Origin of the sequence: Wenzhouxiangella sp. XN201, assembly GCF_011008905.1 — a bacterium.
In the GTDB taxonomy this organism is placed as follows: Bacteria; Pseudomonadota; Gammaproteobacteria; order Xanthomonadales; family Wenzhouxiangellaceae; genus Wenzhouxiangella.
This window is the reverse complement of the sequence record NZ_JAAIVI010000022.1, coordinates 26723-43222: the sequence shown is the minus strand read 5'-3', so window position 1 is coordinate 43222 and position 16500 is coordinate 26723. Positions and strand designations below refer to the sequence as shown.

Below are 16500 nucleotides of genomic sequence, written 5' to 3'. Positions count from 1 at the left end.
TCTTTTCATGAGACAGATTGTTCTTGATACGGAAACCACCGGCCTGGAACCCGAGGAAGGGCACCGCATCATCGAGATCGGCTGTCTCGAGATGATCGAGCGACGCCAGACCGGGCGCAGCTTCCATGTTTACGTCAATCCCGAGCGTGACGTCGAAGACGGCGCGCTGGCCGTTCACGGCATCACCAATGAATTTCTGACCGACAAGCCGCGCTTTTCCGATCTGGCCGATGATTTCCTCGACTTTATCCGTGATGCCGAGCTGATCATTCACAACGCGCCCTTCGACGTCGGGTTCCTGAATGCCGAACTGGCGCGACTCGAGCAGTCGACCTGCGTCGAGGATCACGCCACCATTCTCGATACCCTGATGCTGGCGCGCGAGCTTCACCCGGGCCAGCGCGTGAGCCTGGATGCGCTGTGCAAACGCTACGAGGTGGATAATTCCGGTCGAGACCTGCACGGCGCCCTGCTCGATGCCGAGCTGCTGGCGGAGGTCTACCTGGCCATGACCGGCGGTCAGGTCGACCTGGCGCTGGACCTGTCGAGTGGCGAGGAGCGCGACTCAGCTGCCGGCGAGGTGGTCAGTAACCTCGATCTGGGCAAGTTGGTGGCTCGTGAGCCGGATGCCGGGGAGCTGAATGCCCATCGTCAGCGCCTGGCGGCCATTCGCGAGAGCTCGGGGAAGTGCCTGTGGCTGGATCTGGAGGAGCAGTAGCTGAGGGCGGTTGCTTAAGGAGCCTCTGAACAACTCTGCGCGGGCGCGACGGGTCTTTGCGGGAGGCTCCGTTCCGGCTTCGGCGAGCGTGGTTTGGTCATTCCAAATGAGTGAGCCGAAACGGATCGGAGACCCCGCAAAGGCCCGTCCCGAAGGGTTTTGACGGAGAAGCCGCATCTCGCGCGTTGCGCCACTCGGCCGTAGCTACGGCTACTGTCACTCGCGCCGCACCACACGATCTGCGGCTTCTCCGTCAAAACGCGCTCCGTGCAGAGTTGTTCAAAGGCTCCTTAATTATCCGGCTCGGTGTCCTCGCCTTCACTGTCCGGTGAATCCGAATCACTCGAGACCAGTGCGGGGTGCTCACGGCCCTCGAGCCAGGTCAGAATCTCGAAGAAGGTACGCACATTCTCCACGTACTGCACCGGCTCGTAACCTCGGGCGTAGCCGAAGCGTGTCTGGCTGTACCAACGCTCCTGGGTGAGCAGCGGCAGGTTCTCGCGCACGTCCACCCAGCGGTCCGGGTCGCCGCCGCGGCGCTGGGTGATGACGCGGGCATCCTCCAGGTGTCCGTAACCGATGTTGTAGGCCGCCAGGGCGAGCCACAGACGATCCGGGTTTTCGATCCGTTCGGGGATACGCTCGATCATGGACTTGAGGTAACGGGCACCGCCCATGATGCTCTGCTGCGGGTCGATGCGATTTTCGATCCCGAGCTGGCCGGCGGTGCGGCGCGTCAGCATCATGATGCCGCGAACTCCGGTGTGTGATACCGCCGCCGGGTTCCAGTGCGACTCCTGGTAGCCGACCGCGGCGAGCAGGCGCCAGTCCAGATCGTAGCGTTCGGCGGCCTGCTCGAAATAGGCACGCAGCGCGGGCAGGCGCTCGCGGATCTGGCGCATGAACGTGAAGGTACCGACGGGTTCGTAATTGTCGATGTGGCCGTAATACTGCTGGCGTAGTTCGGCCAGCACCTCTCGTTCCCCGGCCACCAGGAAGAACTCGCGCATGAGCTGAACTAGCGAGTCATCGTTGGAGCGGCGCGTGGCCCAGGCCAGCGGTTGGGGTTCGCCCAGCTCGAAGGCCGGTCGAATGGCGGGAAAGAAGCGCCGATTCAGTTCCAGGATGTTCGAATCGATGATGGTGTAGTCGATTTCCTCGTTGGTGATCGCTTCGAACAGGTCCTCGATGCTGGCTTCCGGGCGTATGTCCGGCTCGATCCGGACCTCACTGTCGGCGAGCAGGGACTCGTATACCGTACCGTCGATCAGGCCCAGCCTGCCGTCTGCCAGGTCCTCGATCGAGCGGGGGCGGGGTGAGCCGCGGCGGTAGACCACGGTGGGTACAACGAACTCGTAGGCCGGGCCGAAGCGCAATTCACGCTGGCGGTTCGGTGTTCGGGTCAGGTTGGCGGCTACGAAATCGCCGTTTCCGGCCAGCAGCTCGGGAATCAGGTTGCCGACGCTGTCGACGGTCACGACCTGTAGCGGAACGCCAAGATAGCGGGCAAAGCGCTGCGCGAGCCTGTACTCGTAGCCGGTTTCGCCTTCCGGGCCCAGATAGTAGGTGGACGCGCCGTTGACCGTCAGCATGACGAGGCTGCCGCGCGCCTCGATGCGCTCGACCTGGGTCAGTCGGTCATCCCCCGAAATCGCGATCATCGCGATCACCGCCGCCAGAACCAGCCAGCGCAGCAGGGCGCGAAGGCGGAGCGCCAGGCCCGCGCGCCAGCCCCCCGATTGTGGTTCGGTGCCGGTCACTGAGGGTGCCGACAGCGAACCGCGATGGAATTCGGGCGGGTCTTCTTGCGGAGGTCGAGGCAATGCATACCGCCCCTTTATAGCGGATTTGGGCGCCGCGATTAAGCCGCCCTTGTCTGCTAGAATACCCGGCTTTTCTCCCCCCTCGAGCGACCTGGCCATGGCCCGCGACACCCAAGCGATTCGCACCCGATTTGCCCCGTCTCCCACCGGATTCCTGCACATTGGCGGTGCACGCACGGCCCTGTTCTGCTGGCTGGCGGCGCGCGCCACGGGCGGGCAGTTCGTGCTGCGCATCGAGGATACTGATCGTGAGCGCTCCACCGCCGAGTCGGTACAGGCGATTCTCGATGGCATGGCCTGGCTGGAACTGGATGCCGATGAAGGGCCTTACTTCCAGAGCGAACGCATGGACCGCTACCGCGAGGTGGTCGACCGCTTGCTCGAAAGCGGTCAGGCCTATCGCTGCTACTGCTCCAAGGAGCGGCTGGAGACGCTGCGCGAAAAAGCCATGAATGCCGGCGAGAAGCCCCGGTACGACGGCCACTGCCGCGATCTGGCCGAAGCGCCGGAAGGGGTCGAGCCCGTGATTCGGTTCCGCAATCCGCTCGATGGAACGGTGGCCTTCGACGATCGGGTACGTGGCCGCATCGAGGTGTCCAATGGCGAGCTCGATGACCTGGTCATCATGCGCACCGACGGTTCACCGACCTACAATTTCGCCGTGGTCATCGATGACCTGGATATGAACATCAACCTGGTCATTCGCGGCGACGATCACATCAACAACACGCCGCGGCAGATCAACATCTACCGTGCGCTCGAGGCGGAAGCCCCGGAGTTTGCGCACGTGCCGATGATCCTCGGTGATGACGGCGCGCGGCTTTCCAAGCGTCACGGCGCGGTCAGTGTCATGGCCTGGCGTGAGCAGGGCTACCTGCCCGAGGCCATGATCAACTACCTGGCCCGGCTGGGCTGGTCGCACGGCGATCAGGAAGTGTTTTCGCGGGCGGAACTGATCGAGCTGTTCGACATCGCCGATGTCAACCACAAAGCCTCGCGTTTCGACACCATGAAGCTCAACTGGCTCAATCAGCACTACATGCGTGAAGGCGACCGCGATCAGGTGCACGCCGAACTGGTCTGGCATCTTCAACGTGCCGGGCTGCACGCCGAAAGCGGCCCGCCGCTGGCCGACCTGATCCCGGTCCAGGCCGAGCGTGTCGAGACCCTGGTTGAACTGGTCGAACGCAGCCGGCCGTTCTTCGAGGATTTCTCCGACTACGAGCCCGGTGCAGCCAAGAAACATCTTCGGCCGGTGGCCGGCGAGCCCCTCGAGGTGTTGCGGGGCCGGCTTTCCGATCTGGAGGACTGGGCCCCGGAGAATCTACAGGGTGCGGTTCAGGCAACCGTTGACGAGCTCGAGATCGGCTTCGGCAAGATCGGCATGCCGCTCAGGGTCGCGCTGATGGGTCACGGCGAATCGCCGTCGATCGACAAGACCCTGTGGCTGATGGGACGCGAGCGCACCCTGGCGCGCATCGACCGCGCCCTGGCCTACATTGCCGACCGTGCTGCTGCCCAGAGCTGAGATTGGGGGGCTATAGCCCTTTGAAAACCTTATAAACGCAAAGACGCAAAGCAGCAAAGGACGCAAAGAAAATCAAAAAGTTGAAGGAAAATAGGCCAACTAAAGAGTGAACTGGGTTAACTCCAGCCTCTCAGTAACTTCCGTGGTTACCTGCCTTATTGCTTTTCTTTCTTAGCGTTCTTTGCTGCTTTGCGTCTTTGCGTTTCAAAGGTTTTTGCCCACCCTGCCTGATAGAATGACGACATGGACTCCAGCCAGGTCATTCGTGAGGTCGAGCAGCGTTGTCGGCAACGTGGGCTTCGACTGACGCCCACGCGGCGGCGGGTGCTGGAACTGGTGCTATCGGCCGAGGGGCCGGTCAAGGCCTACGATCTGCTCGATCAGCTCAAGGCCGAGCAGCCCAACGCGGCCCCACCAACGGTCTACCGGGCGCTTGAATTCCTGCTCGATAACCACTTCATACACCGTCTCGAGTCACTCAACGCTTTCGTCAGCTGCTTCCATCCGGCCGAGTCCCACCAGGGCCAGTTCCTGATCTGCGATGAATGCCAGACGGTGACCGAAATTCACGACCCGGCGCTGACCAGCAAGCTGCATGCTGCGGCCGAGCACAAGGCTTTTCACCCCAGTCGCCAGGTGCTCGAAATCTACGGTCTGTGTGACGACTGCTACGAGGCCGAGCACGGGTGAGTCGCCGCGAACGTCTCTATCACTTGCACGACATCCTGCGCCAGCGGCGCACCCCGATTTCCCGTCAGGACCTGATGGAAGAGCTCGGCTGCAGCCAGGCGACCCTGTATCGCCTGATCAATGAACTGCGCGATCATCTCGGTGCTCCGCTGGAGCAGGATGCCGATGGTCGGGGCTTCTATTACGACCGCAGCCTGGCCGGCAGCTTCGAGTTGCCGGGCCTGTGGATCAGCCCGGACGAACTGCAGGCTCTGCTGACTGCCCGCCATGTGCTCGGCAACGTCCAGCCCGGCCTGCTCGAGGATGAGCTCGAGGGCGTGCAGCAGCGCATCAATCAGCTACTGGATGCCCAGGGTCTGGACTTTTCCACCCAGCCGGGCCGCATCAACATCCGCCACGATGCCGGTCGACCGGTGCCGGCCGAGTTGTTCGAGGATGTGCTGCAAGCTCTGTTCAAGCGCGAGCGCCTGGTCATCACCTACCACGGCCGGCGCCGCGACGACGTCAGTGAGCGCGAGATTTCGGCGCAACGTCTGACCAGTTACCGCGACCGCTGGTATCTCGATGCCTGGTGCCACCGCTCCGAAGGTCTGCGCAGCTTCGCGCTCGAGCGCATCCGCAATATTCGACGCCTCGAAGAGACCAGCATCGATCTGCCCGACGAGGAGCTGGCGCGCCATTTCGATCAGGCTTTCGGCATCTTTTCCGGCCCGGTCGAGCACGATGCCGTATTGCGTTTCGGGGCCGAGTCGGCACGTTGGGCGGCCGACGAGGTCTGGCACCCGGAGCAGAAGAACAGCTGGCTTGACGACGGCCGCTTCGAATTGACCGTGCCCTTCGGACGCAGCCGGGAGCTGGTGATGGAAATCCTGCGCTATGGCCCGGATGTGGAGGTGATCTCGCCGCCTTTTTTGCGTGAGGCCGTCGCCAGCCAGCTCGAGGACGCGCTGGCAAAATATCAATAGCCTGTAATCGGGCCGTCATGGAAATGTCACATGACGCTGTTGCAATATTGCAAGGCCACAGCAAGGCACTAGCATGAATACCCAGACCGTCCTGGTCGTGGAGGATGACGAGGCGATTCGCGACATGATCGTCTTCAACCTGGAGCGAGCCGGATTCCGCGTGGTCGAGGCGGGAGACTGTCAGACGGCCCGGGTGCGCATCGCCGATGATCTCCCCGATCTGATTCTGCTCGACTGGATGCTGCCCGATAGCTCGGGCGTGGAGCTGGCACGTAGCCTGCGACGCGACGAGATGACGAGTGAACTGCCGATCATCATGCTGACCGCGCGCACCCTGGAAGACGACAAGGTGCGCGGCCTCGACAGTGGCGCTGACGACTACGTCACCAAGCCCTTCGGCGCGCGCGAGTTGATCGCCCGCATCAATGCGTTGCTCAGGCGCTCCGCGCCGGGTGGCGCCGACGACACCATCGAGGTCGACGGTCTGGTGATCAATGTCGCCAGCCATCGGGTGACCGGCAAGGGCCGGCCGATCGAGCTGGGTCCAACCGAGTTCCGGATGCTGCGCTTCTTCATGAGCCACCCCGACCGTGTCTATTCCAGGACGCAACTGCTCGATTATGTCTGGGGCGGCGGCGTCTATATCGAGGAACGGACCGTCGACGTGCATGTGCTTCGCCTGCGAAAGGCCCTGGCGCCGCTGGGTTTCGACCGCTACATCCAGACCGTTCGCGGTGCCGGCTATCGTTTTTCGGCGGTTCACCCGGACTGATGTCACGCGCCTGGATCAGCGAACTGCTCGCCCTGGCCGCGCTGCTTCTCGGTGCGGTTCTCGCGGCACTGTTGTTCGGGCACCTGGCCTGGATGTTGCTTCTGGCGCTGGTCTTGTTCCTGGCGCGCTGGTCGGTTCAACTCGTGCGCCTGGATCGCTGGCTGCGATCGCGCCGGCGCGATCCACCGGCGTCCTGGGGCATCTGGGGCCATCTGTTCGACGATTACTATCGTTTGCGCCGCCGCCATAACGAGAGCAAGAAGCGCCTGGCGGCCGTGATTCGTGAATTTCGCGAAGCCACGGCGGCGATGCCCGATGGCACGCTGGTGCTCGACCGTGAATTCCGTATCCTCTGGTGCAATAACGCGGCCGTCGAACTGATTCGCCTGACCAACCGCAGCGACTTCGGACAACCGGTCAGCAACCTGGTCCGCAGCCCACGTTTCGTCGCCTATCTGGAGTCTGGAGACTACGACACCGCCGTGGAGATCCGCTCTCCGATCGATCAGAGCCGTCGCCTGATGCTACGGCTGGTGCCTTACGGTAACGAACAATACCTGCTGATGATTCGTGACGTGACCCGGCTGCACCGCCTGCAGGCCATGCGGCGTGATTTCGTCGCCAATGCTTCGCACGAGTTGCGCTCACCGCTGACCGTGCTCGGCGGCTACCTCGATTCCATGGCCGACGACCGAGATCTCGATCCGGCCTGGCGCCGGCCGGTACGTCAGATGCAGGCCCAGTGCCAGCGCATGAATAATCTGGTCAACGACCTGCTTGAGCTATCGCGCCTGGAAACCGAGGAAACGGACGCCCCGATGGACGATCCGGTCGACATGCCGGCCCTGATCCGTCGCCTGGGCCGGGACACGGTCCTGGCGGATGCCGATGCCCACCCGCTCGAGATCGCGATCGAGAGCGAACACGGCTTGCTGGGCGTGGAAAACGAACTCTACAGCGCACTTTCGAACTTGGTAAACAATGCCTTCCGCTACAGCCCGGAGGGCCGTCCGGTGCGCGTGACCTGGCGAGATGAAGCCGACGGCGGCGCCTGCTTCACCGTGGTCGACCAGGGCGTCGGCATCGATCGGCGGCACCTGCCATTCATCACCCAGCGCTTCTACCGTGTGGACAGCTCCCACAGCCGGGCGAGCGGCGGCACCGGGCTCGGCCTGGCCATCGTCAAGCATGTGCTCAAGCGCCACGGCGCCAGGCTGGACGTTGAATCCGAGCCGGGTGAGGGCAGTCTGTTTCGCTGTCACTTTCCGGCCGAACGTGTCTGTTCGACCCGCGGCCGCGAGCAGGACAGGCTGTAACCGATTTGTCATGTTCCAGTCATAGAATGCCGAGCGAGTCGCCAAGGAGTTCCTCAAAGATGATCAAGCAAGTACTCAAACTCAATGCCTGTGCCGCCCTGCTGGCTGTCACGCCGCTGCTTGCCCAGACCGAGGTTGATCCCGGGCTGCCCGAATACGAGCCGGTTTCCGGAATCTCCGGCAACCTGTCCTCGATCGGTTCGGACACTCTCAACAACCTGATGACGCTGTGGGCTGAAGAGTTCCAGAGCATTTATCCCAACGTCAACATTCAGATCCAGGGCGCCGGTTCCTCGACCGCACCGCCGGCGCTGACCGAGGGCACTGCCAATTTCGGACCGATGAGCCGGCCGATGCGTTCGTCCGAGATCCAGAGTTTCGAGGAGAAACACGGCTATCCGCCGACTGCCGTGGGCACGGCCATTGACGTGTTGGCCGTGTATGTCAACAAGGACAACCCGGTCGAGTGTCTGACCATGGAGCAGGTCGATGCGATCTTCTCCGAGGGCCGTCGCTGCGGCGCGGCTGATGACATCACGCGCTGGGGTCAGCTCGGTCTGGAGGGCGACTGGAGCAATCGGGATTTCACCATCTACAGCCGCAATGCCGTATCCGGCACTTACGGGTTCTTCAAGGACAACGCGCTGTGTGGTGGCGATTACAAGTCGTCGATCAACGAGCAGCCGGGTTCGGCCTCGGTCGTGCAGGGCGTGTCCGAGTCGCTCAACGGCATTGGCTATTCGGGCATCGGCTACAACACGTCGGGCGTCAAGGCGATCGAGTTGACCGATGTGGGCAGTGATCGCTGCATTGCGCCGAACGCCGAAACCGGTGCCAACGGCGAGTATCCGCTGGCGCGCTTGCTGCTGGTCTACGTCAACAAGAACCCGAACCGTGACCTGTCGCCGCTCGAGCGCGAGTTCTTCCGGCTGGTGCTGTCCCGACAGGGTCAGGAAGTGGTCGTGCGTGACGGCTATATTCCGCTGCCGGCTTCCGCTGCCGAGCGCATTCGCGCCGAGCTGGGACTGTAGTCACCTCGATGCCCGGCAGACGGACAGGTCGGCCCCGAAAGCAAGCGGGGCCGGTTGTTTACGCGCCCGGCGCGTCCAGTCAGCGAATTTCAATCAGCGTATTGTAGAGTGTCCCGATGAGCCAGCTGCCAGACCACGACCCGGCACAATCGTCGTCTCTGCCGCCGCCCGAGGCGATGGCACGGCGCCGTCGCCGCCGCTATCTGGCCGATGGCGCCGCCCGCTGGATGGTGCGGGCTGGTGGCGGCGGGGTGGTCGTGGCCCTGGCGCTGATTTTCGTCTACCTTTTTAGCGAAGTCTTTCCGCTGTTGCGCGGTGCCACGGTCGATCCGGGCAGACATTACGTGACGGCCGATTCGGATGCCACGGACCCGGCCCGGCTGGCGCTCGAGCGTTACGGCGAAATCGGCATGCGCTACAGCCGCAGCGGCGAGCTGGTGTATTTCCGGCTGGGCGACGGGGAAGTCATCCGCCGTATCGAACTGCCCATACCCGAGGGTGTGAGCGTGACCAGTGTCGGCAACGGCGAGCCGCGGGCCAAGCGCGTGGCTTTCGGGCTCAGCGATGGCACGGCGATCATCCTTGAGCACGGATTCGAACTCGAATTTCCCGAGGCCGGCGTACGCAACGTCGTGCCCGATCCGGAGTTCCCGGTCGGTCGCGAGCCGGTTGTGGTCGATGAACAGGGTCAGGCGCTCAACGCCATCGCCGTGCAGAAGTCCCGCGACGATACCGGCGTGGCGGCGCAAACTGCCGACGGGCGCATGCTGTTTGTGCGTTACCGGGTGCGCACCGGCTTCCTGACCGGCGAAACCGAGATCAATCGGGAAGATCACACGCTGCCGGCAACGCCGGGTGCGGCGATCCACTTGCAGCTCAGTGCCAACCTGTGGAATCTGCTGGCTGCAGATGCCGCCGGCAACCTGGTCTACTGGGACATTGCCCGTCCCGACGAGGCGGTGGTGCGTGACCGGCGCCAGGTGGTCGACGGTCCGGCTGAATCGATCACCAGCCTGCAGTATCTCAACGGCACCTTTTCGGCCGTGGTCGGAACATCGAGCGGCAAGCTGTCGCAGTGGTTCCTGGTGCGCGACGAGACCGAGGATGCCGGCGACAACATCTTTTACCTCGCCCGGGCCCGCGATTTTGAACAGCATCCGGGAGCGATCACGGCCATCCAGCCGGAGTACTCGCGCAAGGGGTTCGTCGCGGTCGACGACGCCGGTTTCCTGGGCATTCACTACGGGACTTCGGCACGCACGCTGTATCTCGATCGTGTTTCCGACGAGCCGCTGGTGGGCGTGGCCGTCTCGCCGGTCAACGAGCGCATCCTGGTCGAGGACAGTACCGGCCGTATTCAGGAACTCGATCTGTGGAATGAGCATCCCGAGTCATCTTTCAGGGCGCTGTGGAGCAAGGTCTGGTACGAGGGCCGCTCCGATCCCGAATACGTCTGGCAGGCGTCGTCGGGCAGCGACAGTTTCGAGCCCAAGTATTCGATGGTGCCGCTGACAGTCGGTACGCTCAAGGCGGCCTTCTTCGCCATGCTGTTCGCCATGCCGCTGGCGATCGCCGGAGCGATCTACACCGCCTACTTCATGTCGCCGAAGCTGCGCGGTTACGTCAAGCCGACCATCGAGGTCATGGAGGCGTTGCCGACCGTCATTCTCGGCTTCCTGGCGGGGCTGTGGCTGGCACCTTTCCTGGAAAACCATATCCCGGTGGTCTTTACGGTACTGGTGGGTCTGCCGCTGGCATTTATCCTGGTGGCGCTGGCCTGGGCGCAGCTGCCGCGCGAGTTGCGCAACCGCCTGCCGGGCGGCTGGGAGGCGGTCATCCTGATGCCGGTGGTCTGCCTGCTGGTCTGGGGCATGGTCGCGCTGTCCCCGCTGATCGAGATCTGGTTTTTCGACGGGTCGATGCGACAGTGGTTTACCGACATGGGCATTACCTACGATCAGCGCAACGCCCTGGTCGTGGGCATCGCCATGGGGTTTGCCGTTATCCCGACCATCTTCTCGATTGCGGAAGACGCAGTGTTTACCGTGCCGAAGCATCTCACCCAGGGGTCGCTGGCGCTCGGCGCGACGCCCTGGCAGACCGTGACGCGTGTCATTCTCCTGACCGCCAGCCCGGGCATCTTCTCGGCCGTGATGATCGGTTTCGGTCGGGCCGTGGGCGAGACGATGATCGTTCTTATGGCGACCGGCAACAGCCCGGTGGTCAATTTCAACATTTTCGAGGGCATGCGCACCCTGTCGGCCAACATCGCGGTGGAGTTGCCCGAAACGGCTGTCAATTCCACGCACTTCCGCATCCTGTTCCTGGCCGGCCTGGTCTTGTTCGCCATGACCTTCACCGTCAATACCATCGCCGAGATCGTGCGCCAGCGACTGCGCGCGCGATACAGTAATTTGTGAGGTCGCGGTCATGCGAGTGAAGTCATGGTTCAAGTCGGGCGATCCGTGGATCTGGATGATCGGCGGGGCGCTGAGCATCTCGCTGATCATGGTCGTCGGCCTGCTGCTGCTAATCGCGGTGCGCGGCTTCGGCCATTTCTGGCCGGCATCGCTGGTCGAAACGACGGTGACGGCAGCCGACGGCAGCGAGTCGGTGCTTCTCGGCGAGCGCGTGGAAAGCGAAACGCTGCCGGCCGACCGTGTGCGCGAGGCCGGTGGGCTGATTGACGAGAACGCGCAGGTCGTCACCCGCCATCTGTTCAAGGTCGGCAACCGGGACCTTGGCGGCCGCGATTTCGTCTGGCACCTGGATGCGGCCCTGGGCGAGCGAAGCTACCCGGAAGGCGCCATGATGGTCGAGCGGCGTGAATGGGGCAATTTCTACGGCTACCCGCTTCGCCTTGAAGAAGCGGGTGAGGTGGTGGCCGAGGGCGAGCAACTCTGGCCCGAGCTGCAATCACGAATCGCGCGCGCGAATGCACTGCATGCCGAGATCAAGCGTATCGAACGATACGATATCGGCGCCATCAACGGACAGCTCGAGGACATCCGGCTGCAAGAGCGCAGTCTCGACCACCGCAACGTGACTGGGGCTGAGCGCGAGGCGGCCATGGCCGACCTGAACGCGCGGCGGGCACAACTGGAAGAACAATACGAGGCACTTCGCAATCAGCGTAACGAGCTTCAGGAGCAGGCCCGCCGCGACGTGCTGCATGCGCGCACGGCCTCGGGACAGGAAGTGGCCATCGACCTGTCGCAGATCGTCATGGCCTCGCGCAACAATGCGCTGGGCCTCGGCGGCAAACTGGCCTTTTACTGGCATCGCATCTCCGACTTCATCAGCGGCTATCCGCGCGAGGCCAATACCGAGGGCGGTATCTTTCCGGCCATCTTCGGGACCGTGACCATGGTGCTGATCATGTCCGTGCTTGTCACGCCATTCGGCGTGCTCGCCGCTATCTACCTGCGCGAGTATGCACGCCAGGGACCGATCCTGAAGATGATCCGGGTGTCGGTCTACAATCTGGCCGGTGTGCCGTCGATCGTGTTCGGCGTTTTCGGGCTGGGCTTCTTCGTTTACCTGGTCGGCGGCAGCATCGACGATTTGTTCTTCCCGGAGCGATTGCCGGCGCCGACTTTCGGTACGCCGGGATTGTTCTGGGCCTCGTTGACCCTGGCCCTGTTGACCCTTCCGGTGGTGATTGTGTCGACCGAGGAAGGTCTGGCGCGCATTCCGCGCACGGTGCGGGAAGGTTCCCTGGCGCTCGGTGCGACCAAGTGGGAAACCCTGTGGAAAGTAGTCGTGCCCCTGTCGGCCCCGGCGATGATGACCGGGCTGATCCTGGCGGTGGCGCGCGCCGCCGGCGAAGTGGCGCCGCTGATGCTGGTCGGCGTGGTCAAACTGGCGCCGAGCCTGCCGGTCGACGGGGAGTTTCCCTATGTTCACCTCGAGCGCAAGATCATGCACCTGGGCTTTCACATCTATGATGTCGGCTTCCAGAGCCCGAACGTGGAAGCGGCCCGACCGCTGGTCTATGCAACGGCCTTGACCCTGGTGGTGCTGATCCTGATTCTGAACCTGACGGCGATCGCCATCCGCAATCGCCTGCGCGAGAAATATCGCTCGGAGAGTGATTGATTATGGAGCCACGGAATGTACGGAACACACGTGATTTCCGTGGTTCCCGGTTACAGTTCATACGAGAGTCGAGCAGTCGATGATGGAAGAGAATCAACAGCCGACGCAGGTTCCAAGCGGTGTTTCGCTCAATACAGATCGCCGGACGCTCAATATCGAGCGCGAGGACATCTGCATTGAAACACGCGGTCTCAACCTGTACTACGGTGACGATCAGGCCTTGAAGAATGTCAGCCTGCGGATCCCGCGCAATCGCGTCACGGCCTTCATCGGACCGAGTGGCTGCGGCAAGTCGACGCTGCTGCGCTGTTTCAACCGCATGAACGACCTGATCGACATCTGCCGAATCGAGGGCGAGATCCTGATCGACGGCAAGAACATCCACGATCGCGACGTCGATGTGGCCGAACATCGCCGCCGTGTCGGCATGGTCTTCCAGAAGCCCAATCCGTTTCCGAAGTCGATTTTCGAGAACGTCGCCTACGGTCTTCGCCTGCAGGGTGTCAACGACCGTCGGAGACTGGCCGAAGTGGTGGAACGGGCGCTGCGCGCGGCCGCACTCTGGGACGAAGTCAAGGACCGACTCGAAGATAACGCCTTCGGTCTGTCGGGCGGCCAGCAGCAGCGCCTGGTGATCGCACGCGCCATTGCCATCGAGCCGGAGGTCATCCTGCTCGACGAACCCTGTTCGGCGCTCGATCCGATCTCGACGGCCAAGGTCGAGGAGTTGATCATCGAGCTCAAGGAGCGCTATACCATTGTCATCGTGACCCATAACATGCAGCAGGCCGCACGCGTGTCCGACTTCACTGCCTACATGTACATGGGCGAGATGGTGGAGTTCGACGACACCGCGCGCCTGTTCACAAACCCGCGCCGGAAGGCGACGGAAGACTACATCACCGGCCGTTACGGATAATCAAATCATGGACAAGCTGCATCTCGATAAACATATTTCCCGCCAGTTCAACGAGGAGCTGGAATCGCTGCGCCAGCACGTCATGAACATGGGCGGCCTGGCCGAGGAAATGATCGGCGACGCCGTTCGCGCCCTGGTCGAGGGTGACAGCGAACTGGCCCGGCAGGTGATCGAGACCGATGACCGGGTCAATGACATGGAGAAAGTGATCGACGAGCGCTGCATCATGATCCTGGCCAGGCGCCATCCCACCGCCAGTGATCTGCGCCTGGTCGTCGCCATCATCAAGACCATCAATGATCTCGAGCGTATCGGTGACGAAGCCGAGAAAATTGCCCGCATGGCCATCCGGCTGGCCGAGACCGACCGGCCGCGCAACAACTACCGCGAACTCGAGGTCATGGGCACGACGGTGCGCGGCATGCTGCACGACGCGCTCGACGGTTTCGTTCGCCTGGCGCCGGATGTCGCCGTTGCGCTGGTGCGCGAGGACAACAAGGTCGATGCCGACTACGAAGCCATCCTGCGGCAGTACCACACTTACCTGGTCGAAGAGCCGCGCAATACGCGACGGATCATCGATGCCATCTGGGTGGCGCGTTCGATCGAACGTATCGGCGATCACGCCAAGAACATCGGCGAGTACATCGTCTACCTGGTCGAGGGCAAGGACCTGCGCCACGCCTCGCTGGCGGAAATGGAGCGTGAGCTCGGCGAAGGTCGCGAGCAATGACCGTGTTTTGACGGTCCCGGCGCTGTTGCCGCGACGGACCGTCGCTCCCACAAGCTGATTTCATCTCCGCGTTCTCAGGTTTTGAGAAGGCTGGGTGCTGCAATAACGCCACGATCAGAATGGACAGGAGCGTGGACATGCAGATTGCAGTGCGATGGAATCAGGCCCGGCCGCGGATCAATCGCCGCCGCCGGCTGCTGGAACAGGCCCGACTTCTGGCCCGGCTTGGGGCCGATGTGCTGGCGCTCGCCAGTCTGGCACTCTCCCTGGGCCTGGGCCTGCTGATCCTGGAAAGCCTGGTTCGTTAAGGAACCTCCCGGACCGGTCGTGCTCAGGCGGCCTGCTCGGATTGCCTGACCGGTCCGTTGACCAGGGCGTCGCGGGTCAGTTCGACGATCAAGTCGACTTCTTCCGAGGTGATGCCGAAACTGGGTGTGTAGCGCAGGGAGTTGGCGCCGCCGTGGATGACGTTGATGCCGCGCATGCGCAGATACTCCTCGGTCGATCCCTCGCCGTAAGCCTTGAAGGACTTGCTGTCGAGTTCGATGGAAAAGAGCAGGCCGGTGCCCTGCACCCGGGTGATTCGGCCACCCAGTTCTTCCGCCAGTTGGCCGAACTTCTCGAGGAATTCCCGGCCGCGCTCGACGATGTTCTCGCGCAGTTCGGGTGTGATCTCGCGCAGCACCGCCGTGCCCACATCGAGTGCGCGCGGGTTGGCGGTCATGGTGTTGCCGTAGACGCCTTTGCGGTAGAGGCCGGCCGCCTTGTCATTCATCGCCAGAACCGACAGTGGATACTGGCCGGCATTGAGCGCCTTGGAATAGGTTTCGAGGTCGGGCGCTTCCAGGTCTGCGAAGCCGGGGTAGTCGACCACCGACAGCACGCCCTGGGTCCGCAGGCCGGCCTGGATGGAATCCATTAGCAGCAGGGTGCCGTGCTCGGCCGTCAGGCGCCGGGCCTCGGCGTAGAACTCGGGCGTGACGGCCATGCCGGGATTGCCTTCGCCCATCACCGGCTCCATGAACATCGCCTCGATAAAGACCTTGTTCTTGTCGGCCCAGTCGAAGACCTGCTGCAGCTGCTCGATGTTGTTGGGCTCGACCGTGATCAGGGTGTCTTCGTCGCGGTAGGACGCGAGGTGCCGGGTGTAGGTCTTGCGGGTCGAATCGGAGAAACGTGCCGGCCGGTCGGTGCGGCCGTGGAAACTGCCGGTCAGCGACAGGCGATGGAGCTTGTAGCCGGCCTTTGGACCGCCCGGGTCGGTCATCTGCTTGGCGTTGATATCGGAAATTCGGCCGGCAACGGTGACCGCCTCGGAACCGGAGTTCATGCACAGGAAGCGATGGAAGGGACAGCCGTCTTCGCGACGATTGCCGATTTCGGCAGTGAGTACGTCGAAGAAGCGCTGATGCGAGAAGCTCGGCGTCATGATGTTGGCCATCACGTGCGGCTGGTTCATGGCCGCCAGCACGGCTTCGGGACCATGGCCCAGGCCGAGCATGCCGTAGCCGCCGGAATCGTGCAGCACCGCGCCCTTGCTGGTGATGATCCAGGGACCGCGTGCGGCCAGCGCCACGTAAGGGTTGACGCAGTCGTCAGCATAGAAATTGACGTAGCCGGACTGGAGCGCGTTCTTCTGCTCGGTTTCGTCGGCGGCGATCAGTTCGGGGTAAGCCTCGCGCCAGCATTCCTGTACACCCAGCGCGTCTTCCACGGCCTGTCCGAGACGGGGATCGCGCTCGGCAAAACGCTCGATGACCGCGTCGGTCAGGCCGGTGGTCAGGGACTCGCCGCCGAGCTGGCGCAGGGTGTTCAGCTTGCTGATGACGCTCACACGCGTTCTCCTTGGAAAATCTCGATGCACGTGAAAACCGGCTATTGTAGCAAGCGCGAGAGCGAATAGCTTC

Annotated in this window: 14 protein-coding genes; 12 read left to right on the top strand and 2 right to left on the bottom strand. The window is 62.9% G+C overall.

Annotated elements, in window-relative coordinates; genetic code table 11:
* The first annotated feature begins 7 nt into the window (after positions 1 to 7).
* Complete coding sequence (gene dnaQ / locus G4Y73_RS13015; RefSeq protein WP_164232253.1) at positions 8 to 718, top strand: DNA polymerase III subunit epsilon; 711 nt, start codon at positions 8 to 10, stop codon at positions 716 to 718.
* 290 nt (positions 719 to 1008) lie between these two features.
* Here the strand turns inward: dnaQ and mltF are convergent, their stop codons facing one another.
* The gene (gene mltF, locus G4Y73_RS13010) at positions 1009 to 2478 is read right to left on the bottom strand and encodes a membrane-bound lytic murein transglycosylase MltF (protein ID WP_164232251.1); all 1470 of its coding nucleotides are present in this window, start codon (positions 2476 to 2478) and stop codon (positions 1009 to 1011) included.
* Positions 2479 to 2638: 160 nt separating this feature from the next.
* Between mltF and gltX the strand changes: the two genes are divergently transcribed.
* The 11 genes from gltX (at position 2639) to G4Y73_RS12955 (ending at position 14901) form a co-directional block, all read left to right on the top strand.
* On the top strand, positions 2639 to 4069 hold the full coding sequence (gene gltX, locus G4Y73_RS13005; protein WP_164232248.1) for a glutamate--tRNA ligase: 1431 nt from the start codon (positions 2639 to 2641) through the stop codon (positions 4067 to 4069).
* A gap of 243 nt (positions 4070 to 4312) precedes the next feature.
* Positions 4313 to 4759, top strand: a complete 447-nt coding sequence (locus G4Y73_RS13000; protein WP_164232246.1) for a Fur family transcriptional regulator — start codon at positions 4313 to 4315, stop codon at positions 4757 to 4759.
* Complete coding sequence (locus G4Y73_RS12995) at positions 4756 to 5724, top strand: transcriptional regulator (protein WP_164232245.1); 969 nt, start codon at positions 4756 to 4758, stop codon at positions 5722 to 5724. The genes G4Y73_RS13000 and G4Y73_RS12995 overlap by 4 nt, the downstream gene beginning before the upstream one ends.
* Positions 5725 to 5797: 73 nt before the next feature.
* Positions 5798 to 6496: a phosphate regulon transcriptional regulator PhoB gene (gene phoB / locus G4Y73_RS12990; protein WP_164232242.1), complete on the top strand. Its 699-nt coding sequence runs from the start codon at positions 5798 to 5800 to the stop codon at positions 6494 to 6496.
* Complete coding sequence (gene phoR, locus G4Y73_RS12985; RefSeq protein WP_164232240.1) at positions 6496 to 7812, top strand: phosphate regulon sensor histidine kinase PhoR; 1317 nt, start codon at positions 6496 to 6498, stop codon at positions 7810 to 7812. Before phoB ends, phoR begins: the two co-directional genes overlap by 1 nt.
* Positions 7813 to 7871: 59 nt before the next feature.
* Positions 7872 to 8843, top strand: a complete 972-nt coding sequence (locus G4Y73_RS12980) for a phosphate ABC transporter substrate-binding protein PstS family protein (protein ID WP_164232238.1) — start codon at positions 7872 to 7874, stop codon at positions 8841 to 8843.
* 176 nt (positions 8844 to 9019) lie between these two features.
* Positions 9020 to 11263: an ABC transporter permease subunit gene (locus G4Y73_RS12975; protein WP_164232423.1), complete on the top strand. Its 2244-nt coding sequence runs from the start codon at positions 9020 to 9022 to the stop codon at positions 11261 to 11263.
* A gap of 16 nt (positions 11264 to 11279) precedes the next feature.
* Complete coding sequence (pstA, locus tag G4Y73_RS12970; RefSeq protein WP_164232422.1) at positions 11280 to 12941, top strand: phosphate ABC transporter permease PstA; 1662 nt, start codon at positions 11280 to 11282, stop codon at positions 12939 to 12941.
* Positions 12942 to 13023: 82 nt separating this feature from the next.
* Positions 13024 to 13860: a phosphate ABC transporter ATP-binding protein PstB gene (gene pstB / locus G4Y73_RS12965; protein ID WP_164232421.1), complete on the top strand. Its 837-nt coding sequence runs from the start codon at positions 13024 to 13026 to the stop codon at positions 13858 to 13860.
* Between the two features lie 7 nt (positions 13861 to 13867).
* Positions 13868 to 14593 carry a phosphate signaling complex protein PhoU gene (phoU, locus tag G4Y73_RS12960; RefSeq protein WP_164232236.1) on the top strand — a complete coding sequence of 242 codons (726 nt, stop codon included), beginning with the start codon at positions 13868 to 13870 and terminating at the stop codon, positions 14591 to 14593.
* 137 nt (positions 14594 to 14730) lie between these two features.
* Entirely contained in the window at positions 14731 to 14901 is a 171-nt protein-coding gene (locus tag G4Y73_RS12955) for a hypothetical protein (protein ID WP_164232233.1), read from the top strand.
* A 23-nt stretch (positions 14902 to 14924) separates the two neighbouring features.
* Here the strand turns inward: G4Y73_RS12955 and G4Y73_RS12950 are convergent, their stop codons facing one another.
* The gene (locus tag G4Y73_RS12950) at positions 14925 to 16427 is read right to left on the bottom strand and encodes an aminotransferase class III-fold pyridoxal phosphate-dependent enzyme (RefSeq protein WP_164232232.1); all 1503 of its coding nucleotides are present in this window, start codon (positions 16425 to 16427) and stop codon (positions 14925 to 14927) included.
* Positions 16428 to 16500 lie beyond the last annotated feature (73 nt).

Bases quoted from the DNA above. Each gene is read 5' to 3' on its own strand.
- dnaQ (WP_164232253.1), top strand. From the start codon at position 8: ATGAGACAGATTGTTCTTGATACGGAAACCACCGGCCTGGAACCCGAG.
- gltX (WP_164232248.1), top strand. From the start codon at position 2,639: ATGGCCCGCGACACCCAAGCGATTCGCACCCGATTTGCCCCGTCTCCC.
- G4Y73_RS13000 (WP_164232246.1), top strand. From the start codon at position 4,313: ATGGACTCCAGCCAGGTCATTCGTGAGGTCGAGCAGCGTTGTCGGCAA.
- phoB (WP_164232242.1), top strand. From the start codon at position 5,798: ATGAATACCCAGACCGTCCTGGTCGTGGAGGATGACGAGGCGATTCGC.
- phoR (WP_164232240.1), top strand. From the start codon at position 6,496: ATGTCACGCGCCTGGATCAGCGAACTGCTCGCCCTGGCCGCGCTGCTT.
- G4Y73_RS12980 (WP_164232238.1), top strand. From the start codon at position 7,872: ATGATCAAGCAAGTACTCAAACTCAATGCCTGTGCCGCCCTGCTGGCT.
- G4Y73_RS12975 (WP_164232423.1), top strand. From the start codon at position 9,020: ATGGCACGGCGCCGTCGCCGCCGCTATCTGGCCGATGGCGCCGCCCGC.
- pstB (WP_164232421.1), top strand. From the start codon at position 13,024: ATGGAAGAGAATCAACAGCCGACGCAGGTTCCAAGCGGTGTTTCGCTC.
- phoU (WP_164232236.1), top strand. From the start codon at position 13,868: ATGGACAAGCTGCATCTCGATAAACATATTTCCCGCCAGTTCAACGAG.
- G4Y73_RS12955 (WP_164232233.1), top strand. From the start codon at position 14,731: ATGCAGATTGCAGTGCGATGGAATCAGGCCCGGCCGCGGATCAATCGC.